Here is a 14936-nt window from a genome sequence, read left to right as displayed (position 1 = left end):
AACCCACCTCGCCCAGCCATCCCCGCCGTCACCCTCGTCCAACCCACCAAAACGGCCCCAACCCCACGGATGAAGTCCTAAAGCACCGGTATTGGCTCTAGCCGAGAAGTCCGGACAGCCACCGCTGCCAGGCGGCCTCGGCCTGCCGTGTGTCCGGTCCGAACAGGTGGTGGAACATCAACGCCACGCCGGAGCCGTGGTGGAAGGTGTAGAGCCCGTCGGTGGTACGGATCCCCACGCGCTCGTCGTCGGACCGGACCACTTCGCCGTCCAGGGGCGGCAGACCGGCCGGCTCGGCGTGCACCCGAGCGCCCACGACGGGTGGGTCCGGCAGCGACAGCCCACGGGCGAGCGCCGCCCTGATCTCCTGCTGCGACCGCCCGTTCGCCGGCGCCATGGCGAAGACGGGAACGCCGGTGCGGCCGGAGAAGTGCGTCAGGTACTCGCGGAGGGTGTGGAGGTGGAAGGGCCAGCCACGGCGCAGCGCGTCGTACTCGTCCTGCCAGTCGTCGCCGAGAAGGCCGCTGTGGACGACGCGGAGTACGGTGCTGCCGCCGTCCCGCCCCTCGATCAGGTACTCGAAGGCCATGAACCTGCCGTCCCCGGCGGCGGCCGTGCGGGTGGCGAAGCGCTCGCCGGGCTCGTACGCGGTGATCACCGCCTCCTCCCGGTGGCCTCCGGTGGTCATGGCGGCGACACCGCCCTCGCGCGCCTCGACCTCGTTGCGGCCCATGAACCAGGAGTCGATCCCCGGTCCTGTCGCGATCGCCTCCCAGACCTGGTCCGGGCCGGCCGGCAGGGTCGTCTCCAGCTCGATCTCGAACGGATGCGTCATGGTGCGTTTTCCTGTCCTGCTCCGGGTCCGGTGTCGGATGTTGTGTTCTCCCTGGCCGTGCTCTTCCCGGGGGCGCCGGGCTGCGGGGTGGGGATCTGGTGGAGCCCGACCACCACGCGGTGATTCCGGCCTCCCGGGGCGGACTCGTCGTGGTAGCGGCCGACGAGGGTCGCCACCGCCTGGGCCAGTTCGTCGGCGAAGGCCGTACGGTCGGCCGCGGAGGCGAACCGTACCTCGGCGTCGATGCCGAAGGTGGCGAGGCGCTGCCGGGTCCGGGTGGCACCGGTCAGCAGCGTGCCGACCTCCTGCACCAGCCGGGACCCCAGCGCCAGCAGCCAGCGGGCGGAGAGCTGGTCGGGGGAGCGGGAAGGATCCGGGCTGACGGCGGCCAGGGCGCTGGGGGAGATCACGTACGAGGCGGCGGTGGCGCGGTACACCCGCTCGGTGACGCTGCCCTTGCGGCGTTCCTCGGAAAGCTCGACCAGCCCGTGCCGTTCCAGTTCCTTGAGGTGGTAGTTGGCCTTCTGCCGGGGCAGCCCCAGGCGGGCGGCCAGCATGGCGGCCGAGCCGGGCTCGGCGAGGGCGGCGAGGATCCGGGACCGTATGGGGTCCAGGGAGGCCTCGGCCGCGGCGGGTTCTTCGATCACGGCGACATCCAGCACCGTTCCAGGATCCGACCGACAAAACTTTTTGTCAAGGTGGATTTTATTGTCGGTGAGGGCGGGTGCACGCCGTGGGGGACGTCCGGGGTGGCCGCGACGCTCCGCGCGAGATCCGACGCGCGGGCGGGCGGACCCGGCCCTCGCTACAGCAGGGCGACGGCGCGCCCGGCCGGCCGCTACAGCAGGGCGACGGCGCGCCCGGGCATCTCGCCGGTGGTGAGCTTGCCGATGTACTCGGGGATCTGGTCGAACGAGATCGGTACGGTGCGGGAGCGCAGCGCGCCGGTGGCGATGAGGCCGAGGACGGCCTCCGCCTCGGACTTCTCCCCGTTGGACGCCCCGACGAGGGTGATCTCCTTCATCGTGATCTTCTGCATGGAGATCGTGGCCGTCTCACGGGCCAGGCCGATCTGTACGATCCGACCGCCGTGCTTGACGGCGTCCACGGCGGAGGCCGTCGTCGTACCGAACCCGGCGAAGTCGATGACGACGTCCAGTCCGGCGTCCTCGAAGTCACGGATGTCGGCGGACACGCCTGCGACCCCGAGCTCCCTGACCCGGTCCCAGGCGGACTCGTTCACCTCGGCCACGTACACGGTGGCTCCGAGGGCCTTCGCGATCTGCGCGCCGAGTGAGCCGAGACCGCCGAAGCCGATGATGCCGACGTTCATGCCGGCCTCGACGTGTCCGAACGTCTCGACGGCGCGGTAGGCCGTACGCGCCGCGTCCATGGCGGGCGCGGCCTGTTCGAAGTCGACGGCGTCGGGCACATGGACGGCGAGCCGCGCCGCGACCGCCGCGTACTCCGCGAATCCGCCGTCGACCGCGGTGCCCGGCCCCTCGGTGGTGGCCGGGATACCGACCCGGTCGCCGACGGCGAAGCCGGTGAAGCCCGCACCGACCGCGGTGACGATCCCGGCGGTCTCGTGGCCGAGCACGATCGGGACGTGTCCGAGCAGCGAGGTGATCGTGCCGTCGATGAAGCTGACGTCGCTGTGACAGATCCCCGCCGCCCTGACGGCGAGTACGATCTCGCCTGCGGCGGGGGTCGGTTCGGGCAGCTCGACGAGCTGCAGCGGTTCGTTCACACCGGTGAACTGCCATGCCCTCATGGGTGTTTCTTCTTTCTCTGGTGGTACGTGGTGGCCGGACGGGAGTGCGTCGCGGTGACGGCGCCGGGCCCGCCGGGGCCGGTGGTGGTGGTCAGCGGACGCTGGTCGGGCCGCCGTCGACGGGCAGGAGCCGCGAGCGAGCCGCGTTGCAGGCCGGCCATGTTGACCAGCACGTCGAGTCGAGCGACGCACCCGGTTCCCGGGGTTCTGCCGCTGCACCTGACTACGAAAAGGTGTCAACGGGCCGGCACCCGGGCGCATTTCCTGCTCCCTCGTCACGACGGCGGGCGCGAGGGCAGTGCTCTCATCGTGCGTGTGTGACCAGTTCCCGGAGCGCGGTGATGTCGGCCGACGCCACGGCGTCGGAGTCAAGTGCGCCACGATCACCCCCACCGAGAGGCGGGTCCAGGAACTCGGCCTGAAGAAGAAGTGGCGGTCGCCCAACGGGACGACCCGCAACCACCTCGGCGGTGTGATATTCCGCGAACCCGTGGTCATCCCCGAGATACCCCGCCTCGTCCCCGGCTGGACCAAGCCGATCGTGATCGGCCGCCACGCCTACGGCGACCAGTACCGGGCCACCGACATCCCCATCCCCCGATCCGGGACACTCACACTCACCTTCACACCCGACGACGGCACCGATCCGATCGAGCACCTGGTCTTCCGCTCACCCGGGCCGGGCGTCGCGATGGCGATGTACAACCTCGACCAGTCGATCCGGGACTTCGCCCGAGCCTCCTTCACCTACGGGCTCGACCGCGGATACCCGGTGTACCTGTCGACCAAGGACACGATTCTGAGCACCTACGACGGACGCTTCCGAGACCTGTTCGACGAAATCTTCGACTCAGAGTTCCGGACACGGTTCGAAGCCGTGGACCTCACCTACGAACACCGGCTGATCGACGACATGGTCGCCGCATCGCTGCGCTGGGAGGGAGGCTACGTCTGGGCCTGCAAGAACTACGACGGCGACGTCCAGTCCGACACAGTCGCCCAGGGCTTCGGATCGCCGGGGCTGATGACCTCGGTCCTGATGATCCCGGACGGAAGGACTGTGCAGACCGAGGCCGCCCACGGCACCATCACCCGGCACCACCGCCGGCACCAGCGGGGTGAAGCGACCTCGACCAACCCGATCGCCCTGATCTACGCATGGTCACGGGCCCTGGCCCACCGCGGCACACTCGACGGGGTTCCGGAACTGGTCGGCTTCACCGCACGGCTCGAAGACGCGGTGATACGTACGGTCGGATCCGGGCGGATGACCCAGGATCTCGCCCGACTTGTCGGCGACGACGTACCCCACCTGGGCACCGAGGAATTTCTGGCGTCCGTCGCCGAAACCCTGCGTGCGGCGCCGCGCTGAGCGTGTTGGCGTTTCCACGCACCGTCCGACGCTCCCTCGGGACAAACATGGCATCGACGTGTTCACGGCACTTGCAGGCCGGACAGCCGGCCAGTACCAGCGCTACGGGACAGCCCTCAGGGCGACCCCGAGGGGTCCGGTATCCGGTTCACCCCGGTCGATGAACCCTCTACCGGAGACCTCCCCGCGTCCCGGCTCACAGCACGCCACTGCTCGTCACCGCTCGTCCGAACTCTGCACCGGGCCGTGACGCGCACCGCTGCTGCGGCGGGGCCGTCGGCGTGGCCTGCGCTACGAGCCTGACGGCGCCGCCTGCTGTACGACCTCGAAGGACCACAGGGTGGAATCGGTCGAGGCCGGCTTGGGGCGTTCGCCGTCGCCCGCGCCACCGCCGCGGTGGGCCGCCTTCATGGGGCCCTCCATCCAGGCATGGAAGGACTCCTCGTCCTGCCAGCGCGTGTAGACGAGGTACTTGTCGGTGCCTTCGACGGGGCGGAGGAGTTCGAACCACTCGAATCCGTCGGAGTTCTCCACGGCATGGGCTCGGGAGGCGAAGCGCTTCTCCAGCGTCTCGCGCTGCTCGGAGGGGACAGTCAGTACATTGATCTTGACTACGCTCATGAGCCCATACTGCCGCACGGCGGAACGCGGACGAGGCGCGGCTCGTGCGTGCGGGGGCTTCGCCGGCGGAAACCGGATGGCCGCTGCTCCTGCCGGATGGTCCGCTGCTCCTGGTGGGATCTCGCCTGAGAGGGAGCATTGGTCTACTCCAAGCGCTCCTGTCCCTGTACCCTCGTCCGGAGCCAGTAGCACACAATCCCCCCACCCAGGTTGCGCGCTGGCGCGGGCGACACCCACACAACTCTGCCCCACGCAGCCGGGTTACCCCCATTCGCCGCCTCCAGGAGGCTCACGGTGAAAGTTCGTACCAGAAGCTCGGCGATCATCGGCACCATCTGCCTCATCGCGTCCCTCGCTTTGACCACGGCTTCCGCCGACGAGCAGACGGCCCCACGCCAGACGGCGGAGGTCGTGCTCAAGGAGGTGGCCAGAGCCCAGAATCCCGTCGCCGGCGCCGCCGGGCCCGGTGACACGGTCTGGATAGCCGAACGCGCGGGCACCGTAAGGGTTCTGGACGATCAAGGGCTCGGTGAGCCCGTCCTCGACATATCCGACGAGACCACCACCGACGGTGAACGCGGCCTGCTGGGCGTCGCGTTCGACAAGGAGTTCGCGCACTTCTACATCTCCTTCACGGACCTCGAAGGCACCAGCAATGTGGACGAGTTCGCCGTACGGGACAGCGAGATCCAGCCGGACACCCGGCGCACCGTCCTCACCCAGACGCAGCCGTACGCCAACCACAACGGCGGCGACATCCAGTTCGGCCCCGACGGCTACCTCTACGTCGCGTTCGGCGACGGCGGCTCCGGCGGCGACCCGCACGGCAACGGACAGAAGCTCGACACGCTGCTCGGCAAGCTGCTGCGGATCGACCCGAGCGGTGGCGAGCCGTACGCGATTCCGCCGGACAACCCCTTCGTGGACGTTCCGAACGCGAAGGGCGAGATCTGGGCGTACGGGCTGCGCAACCCGTGGCGGTTCTCCTTCGACGCGGGCACGGGCGACCTGCTCATCGGTGACGTGGGCCAGAGCGCGTGGGAGGAGATCGACTGGGCCCCGGCGGACAGCAAGGGCGGCGAGAACTACGGCTGGTCCCAGATGGAGGGCAACCACTCCTTCCGGGGCGGCACGGAGCCCGCGAACCACGTCCCTCCGATCCACGAGTACGACCGTAACGGGCTGGGCTGCTCGGTGACCGGCGGATACGTCTACCGCGGCGCCGCGATCCCGGATCTCGAAGGGCAGTACCTGTACAGCGACTACTGCGACGGCACCGTCCGCGCCCTGCGGATGGAGAACGGCAAGGTGACCGGCGAGAGCGACCTCGGAGTCAACGGCGGCGAGGTCATCTCGTTCGTGCAGGCAGGAGACGGCGAGTTGTACGTCCTCGGCATCGGTGGCGGAGTCTCCCGCATCGACCCGGCGTGACCACCGCTGGACGAAGGAACCGTTGAGCCGGCGAGTGCGGCCACGCCGGTGCGCGGCCCGGGCGTGGCCGGTCGCGGAAGTACCGTCCACCCCAGGCGGGTTGACCCGCTGAAGTGGATGAGATTCTCGGGGCCTCCGGAGACGTCGCCTTGACGGTTACGCCGTTCGGGGGCCCCGAGGACGCGGGTGTACGGAGGGGGTTCGCCGTACGGGCTGTGTCGACGGGCCGGCGACGGCGCGGCCCTCACATCGCCATGCGACACCGCACCGCACCGCACCCGGGAAGCTGTCACTCCTTCGGCGGAGGATTCTAGACACTCCAGGCGAGGCGGAGCAGTTCGGCGCGCTCTTCCGGTGACTTCTCCGCGTGGTGGGTCTGTTCGTGACGCCGGGTCACCACCGTCGTGTCGATGATCGCGTCACCGACCAGCCGGCGGGCCAGCGGGGACTTGTCGAGCATGTCGATCACGGCCGCGATGTCGTGCGGCAGCACGGTGACCGGCGAAGCCGCACGCTGCTCTTCGGTCAGCGTTCCCGGGTCGTCGGCGATCTCCGCCGGCAGCGGTGCCCGCGTCGTGATGCCCTCCAGGGCGAGCGCGAGCACGGCGGCCGAGGCGGTGTAGACGTTGGCGGACGGATCGATGACCTTCACCTCGAAGTTCGCGCCGTGCGGATTGCCGGGACCGTCCCGCAGGAAACGTACGGCGGCTTCCCGGTTCTCCAGGCCCCAGCAGGCATGGGCGCCCGACCACCGGCCAGGTGCCAGGCGCTCACCGGAGAGAACCGAGCCGGTCAGGAGCCCCTGGATGTCGGGCAGTCCGCGTACGACACCGCCGATGGCCGCGCCGCCCTCGGCCGTCATGCCATGCGGCCCGGCACCGCCGGCGAACAGGCTCTTGCCGTCGCGGGTGAGCGAGAAGTGCTGGTGAGCGCCATTGCCGAGGCGGTCGGGAAAGGGGACGGGGGAGAACGACGCCCGCAGCCCGTGGCGCCGGGCGACCCGGCCGACCAGGGTCTTGGCCAGCACGACGGCGTCGGCGGCCGCGACCGGTGCGACCGGTGAGAGGGAGAACTCGAACTGGTGACGTCCGTACTCGCAGTGCACCTGCTCCATACCGATACCGGCGGTAGCCGTCGCGGTGAGCAGATCGGCGAGAAGGCTCTCGTGGTCCAGCAGGCCGCTGACGCCGTACGGCACCCAGGAGGTGTCCTCCAGGGCCGAGCCGTCCGGCGCGACCAGGACGAATTCCAGCTCATGTCCGACGCGCGCCTCAAGTCCGGCGCGCGCGAGCTGGAGTTCGACGGCGCGCAGCAGCCCGCGGGAGCATCGCGGGTCCCGTTCGCCCGACTGCGCGAAGAAGTCCGCCGGTCCCCAGGCCAGGCCGCCGCCCAGATCGCGCAGCCCGTCGAGGTCCAGTCGCAGCCGCATGTCCCCGACCGCGCCGATCGAATCGGCGAAGGCGATGGCTCCGTCGGCGCAGAACACGTGCCAGACTCCGGCGGCCCCCATACCGTTCTGGTGGAAGGCGCCCAGGCGTGCGACCGGGACGCTCTTGGCCAGGGTGAGACCCGCCGAGTTGACGACCGCCCCGATGACGGTCCGCACACCGGCATGTGCGAGTTCATCATGTAATGCGGTGATCTGAGCGCTATCGGCGCTTCGTGACTGTTCGTTCATGGGCAGCATCATGCACCTTTTCCGGCGACGGTCGGAGCCGAAGGTGACGGGGCCGAGCGTCGCGTTGAGTCACCGACGACGCACGAGGGGCGAGGTTTCGGCGCATGAAGTGGCCCGTGCGGAGGTAGGGATCTCGGCGGATGAGCTGTGCCAGGTGGGGAGCGACCGAAAGAGGGGTGTGGGCGATGGTGTTGATCACCGGTCGTGAGGGCGCCGACCGGGGCCGGGACACCGGATGAACGCGCCGGATCCGTACGGGGCCACGGCCGTTCCGGGCCAGGAGACCGAGCGGTTCGTGGCGGCCTCCGCAGTACTGACGGGGTTCGACGCGGCCGAACTCACGGCGACCGGCATGGCCGAGACCTACCGGGAGTTCCTGACCCGGCGGGTGGAACCGGCCCTCTGTTCAAGGCTGGTGGACACGCTGGCCGGTGCTACGGCCGATGCTCACACGGCGCTGCGCGGCGACGTGCGGTTGGGTGAACTCGCGCGGGCCGTGTGTCATCTCTGGTACCTGGGGGAGTGGCCGGGGCTGATGAGCGACGACGGCGGGGCGGTGCCCTCCCTGGTGTCCGGGCGGGCCTACGCCCATGGGCTGGTCTGGCGCACCTTCGGCGGTCATGCGCCCGGTGCGGCGCGGCCCGGCTACGGCACATGGGCCGAGGTTCCGGCCGGTGCGGCGGGAGGCGGGGGCCGTTGACCGGCGACGGGGACTTCGATGTGGTCGTGGTCGGCGCGGGTGTCGCGGGATCGCTGGTGGCGCGGCAGTTGGGGGATCGCGGCCGGCGTGTCCTGGTTCTGGAGGCGGGCCTGGGCGGGGAGCGGGGGGTGGACGAGGAACGGGAGGAGGACGCGGAGCGGTTCCGGTCCGCGTCGGCGAAGGTCCCCGGCGCGGCGATCACGCGAAATCCCCTGGTGCCGTCACCCGACGTACCGGATCTCGGTGGCCGCACCGGTGGCGGGTACCGGGCCGACGGATACTTCGTCCAGAACGGCCGGCTGCCGTACGCGAGCGGCTATCTCCGGGTCAACGGCGGTACGGGCACGGCGTGGACGGGGCTGGCGCCGCGGATGCACCCGGAGGACTTCCGCACCTCGGACTTCGGGTACGGCCGTGACTGGCCGATCGGTTACGAGGAACTGGAACCGTACTACCGGGCCGCGGAGCACGAGTTGGGCGTCGCCGGCGATCCGGTGGAACAACGGGACCTTGTCGGCCTCCCGCTCGCGGAGGGCCACACCTTCGCACACCGCCCCTTACCGGGGAGTTACCTGGACCGGCTCATGGCCGAGCGGCTCGACGGACGGAAAGTCACCGATCCCTCGTATCCGGGCCGCGTCGAACTGAGGGTCGTCGGGACACCGCAGGCACGTAACACCGCGGCCACCGGCGAGCACGGCGCCCGCTGCGAAGGCAGCGCCAGTTGTATCCCGGTCTGCCCCACGGGGGCGAAGTACACCCCGCTGCGCACACAGAAACGCTGGGGCCCGGGTGTCACCCTCCTCACCCGCGCGGTGGCCGTCCGCCTGCTGGCGGACCCGGCCGGCCGGATCACCGGAGTCGAGTACCAGCGTTACGACGACCCCGCCCGGCCCTCTTCGGTCACCCGGCAGGTGGCGCGGGGGACGACGGTCGTCCTGGCCGCACACGCGATCGAGAACGCCCGGCTCCTGCTCACCTCCGGTCTGGCCAACTCCAGCGATCAGGTGGGCCGGAATCTGATGGACCACCCCGTCCTGCTCACCTGGGGCCTCATGCCGGAGCGGACGGGTCCCTACCGCGGGCCGGGCTCGACGTCGGGTCTGGAGGGATTCCGTTTCGGTCCTGCCCGCACCGTTCGTGCCCCTTTCCGGGTGGAGATCGGTAACTGGGGCTGGACCTGGGCCGTGGGCCCGCCCGGCCACGAAGTCGCCGCCCTTCTGCACCAGGGGAGGGGGCTGTTCGGCGCGGAGCTGCGGCAGGCCGTCGGCGACCGGGTCGGGCGGCAGTTCGCCCTTCAGTTCGAGATGGAGCAGAGCGCCGATCCCGCCAACCGCGTGACGCTCGACCCTCACCACCGTGACCCGCTGGGCAACCCGCGCCCCGTCCTGACCTACGACCTGTCCGACCACGTCAAGAAGGGCATCGCAGGGGCCAAGGCGGTGTCCGACGAAATCTTCGCCCTCCTCGGGGCGGAAGATCACAGCCGGTACGAGTCGGGGCCGTCCCAGCCCGGATGGTTCGAGTACGGCGGCCGGCCCTACGCGTACCGCGGCGCGGGCCACGGCGCCGGTACGCACATCATGGGCGAGCGCCCCGCTGACTCCGTCGTCGATTCCTGGCAGCGCGCCTGGGACCACCCCAATCTCTATGTGGTGGGCTGCGGCAGCATGCCCTCCCTCGGCACGTCCAACCCGACTCTCACCATGGCCGCGATCACCCTGCGCAGTGCCGAGCGGATCCATCGCGATCTGTGCGGGGAGCGCGTGACGATCCGACCGCCGGCCACCGGAGTCACTCCCGGCCACGCCACTCCAGAGGAGACAGACGCCCCATGACCGACGATCTCTCCCTGCCGCCCGTCGCCGCCCCGTACCAACTGCCCTTCCACTACGGGGCCCTGCACAACATCGGCCTCGACTACCTTGTCGATCCCGCCCCGGTGCGCAGGACACTGGCCGAACACCATCCGGACCTGAGCGCCGCCGACTTCGACGGCCTGGCGTGCGTCACCCTCAACTACCAGCTCTACTTCGCCCAGTATCCGAACGGCGGCGGCATCACCCAGGAGATCGAGTACAGCATCGTCGCGCATCCCACCGCGGGCGCCGACCGGCTCGCCCGCCTGACGTACGAGCAGTACGCCCACGGCCACGACCAGACCAAACTCCTCGGCATCGCGCGGCTCCACGTACTGTGCGACAACCCCCTGGCCATCGAGGCCGGCACGAAACTCTACGGAGAACCGAAGTACCCCGCCTGGTTCGAGACGACCCTTCCCTCGCTCAACGGCCCCGCCGGTGACCTCTGGACCGTCGCGTGCAAGCAGGCCACACACACTCCCCCCGCCCCGGCTGTCGACCGCCAGGACGGGGCGCTCTTCTCCTTCAGGGCCGATCTGGACGGGCTGCCCCGCATCCCCGTCAACAACACGCCCATCACCGGCTACGGCACCGACCCCACCGGTCGGCCACTGGCCGGCCCCATGAACGTCTACCAGCCCTACCAGTACATTTCACTGACCGGCGCGGCGGAGCGGGCGGAGCTCACCGTCCATGACCGGACGTCCCCCGTCGGCGCCGACCTGACGGCCCACATCGGCGATACTCCCGCTGCCGGGGCATGGACGTATCAGTCGGCCCCCGTGGCCGCCCACAATCGCCCTTACTACGTACCGTCACGAAGGATCCAGGTCAGTTGATCTTCGCGATCATCTTGCCCATGACGCGGCCCTGGAACATCTCCGGGAACGAGGCGGGGATGTTCTCAAGTCCTTCGATGATGTGTTCGGAGTAGTGCAGTCTGCCCTGGGCCGCCGCCGGGGCCAGGTCGGCGAGGAATTCCGGATATCTGTCGAAGTGGTCGGGTACGGAGAAGCCGCGAATCGTGAGGTCCTTGTAGACCACAGCCCTCAACAGGTCCGGCAGACGGCCCGGTCCTTCGAACGCCTGCGTCCGGGTGATCTGTGACATCACACCGCCTATCGCAAGCTGTGCCTTGGGATTGAGGTGCGGCAGCAGCGCCCCGAACAGGGAGGCGCCCACGTTCTCGTAGACCGTGTCGATCCCGTCCGGCACGGCGTCGGTGAGTCGCTCGGCGAAGTCGGCCGCCTTGTGGTCGACGGCGGCGTCCAGACCAAGGTCCTCCAGCAGATGGCGTGACTTCTCGGGGCCGCCGGCGACTCCCACGACCCGGTACCCCCGAAGCTTGCCGATCTGAGCAGCGGCCGTACCGACGGCGCCCGCCGCGGCCGTGACCACAAGGGTGCCGCCCGGCTTCGGGTTGATGATCCTGGTCAGCCCCACCCACGCGGTGAGACCCGTCATCCCGAGCACACCGAGATGCGCGGACAGCGGCGCCACTTCCGGATCGATCTTCCTGAGGTCCGAGCCGTCGGACACCGCGTAGTCCTGCCAGCCGGACATGCCGGCGACGTGGTCACCGACCGCGAAGCCGGGGTTGTCGCTCTGTTCGATCACCGCGATCGTGAAGCCGAACATCGGGTCGCCGATGCCGATGGTGGGCTGGTCGCTGTTCGCGTGGACGCGGGGGGCCGAGCCAGTGCCCCCACGAGCCAGGTCCTGGCAGGGCCCCCTTCACCCGTGTCCTCGCCGATTGCCGTGGTGACATGACGAACAAGCCGAATCACCTGGGGGAGTACCTTCGCGCCCGCTGCGCGCTCGTCCCGCCCGAGCAGGCCGGCCTGGCTGATCTGGGTGGGCGGCGGGTGCCCGGTCTGCGGCGCGAAGAGGTCGCCACGCTGGCGGGCATCAGCATCGACTACTACTTGCGCCTCGAACGGGGACGCGACCGCAACCCCTCCGTGCAGGTTCTCGAATCCATCGCACGCGTACTCCAACTCGACGACGAGAGCATGACGTACGTACTGGGCCTCGTCGCGGACAAGCCCCGACCGACGCGGCGCGGACCTCGCGGGGAGGTCGTACCGGCCGGCGTCGTCCAGGCACCACTCTGGTCATCGGCGCCACCGGTACCACCGGCAGCCGCACGGCTGACAGCCGCCGGGTACCGGGTCAAGGCCGCAAGTCGCCGGGCCGCCACGGTCCCCGGCGCGGAGCCGGTCGCCTTCGACTGGTACGAACCCGCCACCCATGCCGCCGCCCTCGACGGAGCCGACCGCGTCTACCTGATTCCGCCCGTGGGCGACGCCGACCCAGCGGCGGTCATGGTGCCGTTTCTCCGGCAGGCCCGCACCGCCGGCGTGCACCGTGCGGTGCTCCTCAGTTCCTCGGCCATCCCCGAGGGCGGCCCGGCGGTGGGAATGGTGCACCGGGCCCTGCCCGATCTGTTCGAACAGTGGGCGGTGTTGCGGCCCTCGTGGTGCATGCAGAACTTCACCGGCGCACACACGCACGCCGTGAGCATCCGTGAAGAGGGAGCCATCTGGACCGCGACCGGGAGTGGCCGGGTCGGCTTCGTCGACGTCGAGGACATCGCGGCCGTCGCCGTCCACGCACTGACCGACGAACATGCCCCCAACACCGACCTCGTCCTCACCGGGCCGGAGGCGCTCGGCTACGACGACATCGCCACCACCCTCACCCAGGTCACCGGCCGCCCCGTGAACCACAACCGTCTGTCCTGCGAGCGGATGCGCGACCGCCTCACGGCGCAGGTGCCGCTGGAGTTCGCCTCGATGCTGGCCGGCATGGACCGTGCCATCGCCGAGGGGGCGGAGGACCGCGTCACCGACACCGTCCAGCGTCTCACCGGTCGACCCGCGCGCACATTCCGTGCTCTCCTCGAACGGGAGAGGGAATGAGGCAGCCTTGAAGGGATCGTAAACAATCACTTGGCAGAGGCATGTTGACCGGGCCCCCGAACCGCCGCGCGCCGACGCGGTCCGCAATTCGGAGAAGATCGTCAGGGCCGCGCGCGAAGTGTACGGCGAGCGGGGGCCCGACGCGCGCTGACTTCACTCCTCCGGCCGGGGTAATTCTTCGCGAGCGCCGGCCGGGTCAGCCGCGTTGCCGACGGGCACGCAGAGCGGCCCAGTGGCGCAGGCGTTCGGTGATCTGGGCTTCGTAGCCGTTGCGGGTGGGCTGGTAGTACGTCTCGCGGTCCATGTCGTCGGGGAAGTAGTCGTCACCGGAGAAGCCGTCTGCCGTGTCCGGGTCGTACTGGTAGTCCTTGCCGTAGCCGAGGTCCTTCATCAGCCGGGTCGGGGCGTTGAGGATGTGGGCGGGCGGCATGAGCGAGCCGGTGTGCCGGGCGGATCGGTGTGCGGCGTTGAAGCCGCGGTGGACGGCGATGGATTTAGGGGCCGTGGCGAGGTAGACGACGGCCTGGGCGATCGCCAACTCGCCCTCGGGGGAGCCGAGTCGTTCGTAGACGTCCCAGGCGGCGAGGGCCTGCTGGATGGCGTGCGGGTCGGCGATGCCGATGTCCTCGTTCGCGAAGCGGACCAGGCGACGGGCTACGAACAGGGGATCCTCGCCGCCGTCGAGCATGCGGGCGAGCCAGTACAGGGCCGCGTCCGGGTCGGAGCCGCGCATCGACTTGTGGAGCGCGGAGATGAGGTTGTAGTGGCCCTCCTGCGCCTTGTCGTACAGCGGGGCCCGCTGCTGGATGTGATGGGCGAGCGCGGCGGTGTCCAGGGCGGTCTCGGTGCCGGGGAGGGCCTGGAGCTGTTCGGCCATGTTGAGGAGGTAGCGGCCGTCGCCGTCCGCCATGGCGATCAGGGCGCGGCGGGCGTCGTTGTCCAGGGGCAGATGGTGGCCGGTGAGCTGCTCGGCGCGGTCGAGGAGTGTGGACAGCGCTGCTTCGTCGAGGCGTTTGAGGACGAGGACCTGGGTGCGGGAGAGGAGGGCGCCGTTGAGTTCGAAGCTCGGGTTCTCCGTGGTGGCGCCGATCAGGGTGACTGTGCCGTCCTCGACGTAGGGGAGGAAGCTGTCCTGCTGGGCGCGGTTGAAGCGGTGGATCTCGTCGACGAACAGCAGGGTGCCCTGGCCGATGCCGCGTCGGCTTCGTGCGGCGGCGAAGACCTTGCGCAGATCGGCCACACCGGAGAAGGTGGCCGACACCGGTTCGAAGGCCAGGTTGCCGGCGTCCGCGAGGAGCCGGGCGATGGTCGTTTTCCCGACGCCGGGCGGGCCCCACAGGATGGCGGAGCTGAGGCGCTGCTGGGCGACCATGCGGCCCAGCGGGGCGTCCGGGGCAAGGAGGTGGTCCTGCCCGACGACATCTTCCAGCTGGGTGGGGCGCAGGCGGTCGGCGAGGGGGCGGGCGGGCTCCTCGCCGAAGAGCGGCAGGGTCGGTTCCATCGGTCTCTCGGGTCGCAGGCGGATGTGTGCGGACGTGGCGAGCTTTGCACGGGACACTGACAGGCGTCGGCTCAGCCACTCTTGGGGAAGCTCGTGGTGCTCATCGGGCACCGGGGCGGTCGCGTCGCGGCAGCCGCTCGGCGACTAGGTCGTAGGAGTCCTCGACCGCCTCGGTGACCAGTCGCCCGGTGATGCCGGGTCCCGGCCCCAGCGAGATCCAGTGCCGTTTGTCGAGGTAGCG

Annotated in this window: 11 protein-coding genes and 3 pseudogenes; 7 read left to right on the top strand and 7 right to left on the bottom strand. The window is 69.9% G+C overall.

What is annotated here, in order from left to right:
* Nucleotides 1-97: 97 nt before the first annotated feature.
* From ACIQ7D_RS37075 to ACIQ7D_RS37065, 3 genes are all read right to left on the bottom strand, one after another.
* Nucleotides 98-835, bottom strand: a complete 738-nt coding sequence (locus ACIQ7D_RS37075) for an SRPBCC domain-containing protein (RefSeq protein ID WP_403945612.1) — start codon at nucleotides 833-835, stop codon at nucleotides 98-100.
* Nucleotides 832-1497, bottom strand: coding sequence for a helix-turn-helix domain-containing protein (locus ACIQ7D_RS37070; RefSeq protein ID WP_403945610.1), 666 nt, complete (start codon nucleotides 1495-1497; stop codon nucleotides 832-834). The genes ACIQ7D_RS37075 and ACIQ7D_RS37070 overlap by 4 nt, the downstream gene beginning before the upstream one ends.
* Before the next feature lie 176 nt (nucleotides 1498-1673).
* A complete protein-coding gene (locus ACIQ7D_RS37065; RefSeq protein WP_403945609.1) occupies nucleotides 1674-2609 on the bottom strand; it encodes a zinc-binding dehydrogenase in 936 nt (311 codons plus the stop codon).
* A 349-nt stretch (nucleotides 2610-2958) separates the two neighbouring features.
* Between ACIQ7D_RS37065 and ACIQ7D_RS37060 the strand changes: the two are divergent.
* Nucleotides 2959-3981: pseudogene (locus ACIQ7D_RS37060) on the top strand (NADP-dependent isocitrate dehydrogenase); the annotation flags it as partial.
* A 291-nt stretch (nucleotides 3982-4272) separates the two neighbouring features.
* Here the strand turns inward: ACIQ7D_RS37060 and ACIQ7D_RS37055 are convergent.
* Nucleotides 4273-4602, bottom strand: a complete 330-nt coding sequence (locus ACIQ7D_RS37055) for an antibiotic biosynthesis monooxygenase family protein (protein WP_403945608.1) — start codon at nucleotides 4600-4602, stop codon at nucleotides 4273-4275.
* A gap of 294 nt (nucleotides 4603-4896) precedes the next feature.
* On the opposite strand from ACIQ7D_RS37055, the gene ACIQ7D_RS37050 reads away from it, so the two are divergent.
* Complete coding sequence (locus ACIQ7D_RS37050; RefSeq protein WP_403945606.1) at nucleotides 4897-6033, top strand: PQQ-dependent sugar dehydrogenase; 1137 nt, start codon at nucleotides 4897-4899, stop codon at nucleotides 6031-6033.
* A 310-nt stretch (nucleotides 6034-6343) separates the two neighbouring features.
* Here the strand turns inward: ACIQ7D_RS37050 and ACIQ7D_RS37045 are convergent, their stop codons facing one another.
* Nucleotides 6344-7639 carry a hypothetical protein gene (locus ACIQ7D_RS37045; protein ID WP_403945603.1) on the bottom strand — a complete coding sequence of 432 codons (1296 nt, stop codon included), beginning with the start codon at nucleotides 7637-7639 and terminating at the stop codon, nucleotides 6344-6346.
* Between the two features lie 307 nt (nucleotides 7640-7946).
* Between ACIQ7D_RS37045 and ACIQ7D_RS37040 the strand changes: the two genes are divergently transcribed.
* From ACIQ7D_RS37040 to ACIQ7D_RS37030, 3 genes are read left to right on the top strand one after another with little or no spacing between them, the layout of a single operon-like run.
* On the top strand, nucleotides 7947-8411 hold the full coding sequence (locus tag ACIQ7D_RS37040; protein WP_403945601.1) for a hypothetical protein: 465 nt from the start codon (nucleotides 7947-7949) through the stop codon (nucleotides 8409-8411).
* The gene (locus ACIQ7D_RS37035; protein ID WP_403945598.1) at nucleotides 8408-10249 is read left to right on the top strand and encodes a GMC family oxidoreductase; all 1842 of its coding nucleotides are present in this window, start codon (nucleotides 8408-8410) and stop codon (nucleotides 10247-10249) included. Before ACIQ7D_RS37040 ends, ACIQ7D_RS37035 begins: the two co-directional genes overlap by 4 nt.
* A complete protein-coding gene (locus ACIQ7D_RS37030; RefSeq protein ID WP_403945595.1) occupies nucleotides 10246-11112 on the top strand; it encodes a hypothetical protein in 867 nt (288 codons plus the stop codon). The genes ACIQ7D_RS37035 and ACIQ7D_RS37030 overlap by 4 nt, the downstream gene beginning before the upstream one ends.
* Here ACIQ7D_RS37030 and ACIQ7D_RS37025 read toward each other — a convergent pair.
* Nucleotides 11105-11989, bottom strand: coding sequence for a zinc-binding dehydrogenase (locus ACIQ7D_RS37025; protein WP_403945615.1), 885 nt, complete (start codon nucleotides 11987-11989; stop codon nucleotides 11105-11107). The two genes, ACIQ7D_RS37030 and ACIQ7D_RS37025, sit on opposite strands and share 8 nt — an antisense overlap.
* A gap of 50 nt (nucleotides 11990-12039) precedes the next feature.
* On the opposite strand from ACIQ7D_RS37025, the pseudogene ACIQ7D_RS37020 reads away from it, so the two are divergent.
* Together ACIQ7D_RS37020 and ACIQ7D_RS37015 are read left to right on the top strand one after the other, a co-directional pair.
* Nucleotides 12040-12375, top strand: a pseudogene (locus ACIQ7D_RS37020) (helix-turn-helix domain-containing protein); the annotation flags it as partial.
* An 8-nt stretch (nucleotides 12376-12383) separates the two neighbouring features.
* Nucleotides 12384-13194 (top strand): annotated as a pseudogene (locus ACIQ7D_RS37015) (NAD(P)H-binding protein).
* A 196-nt stretch (nucleotides 13195-13390) separates the two neighbouring features.
* On the opposite strand, the gene ACIQ7D_RS37010 reads toward ACIQ7D_RS37015, so the two are convergent.
* On the bottom strand, nucleotides 13391-14695 hold the full coding sequence (locus ACIQ7D_RS37010) for a replication-associated recombination protein A (RefSeq protein ID WP_403945592.1): 1305 nt from the start codon (nucleotides 14693-14695) through the stop codon (nucleotides 13391-13393).
* Between the last annotated feature and the right edge of the window lie 241 nt (nucleotides 14696-14936).

Source organism: Streptomyces sp. NPDC096310 (assembly GCF_044763125.1).
Taxonomy (GTDB): domain Bacteria; phylum Actinomycetota; class Actinomycetes; order Streptomycetales; family Streptomycetaceae; genus Streptomyces.
This window is presented reverse-complemented; position numbering and strand designations above follow the sequence as displayed.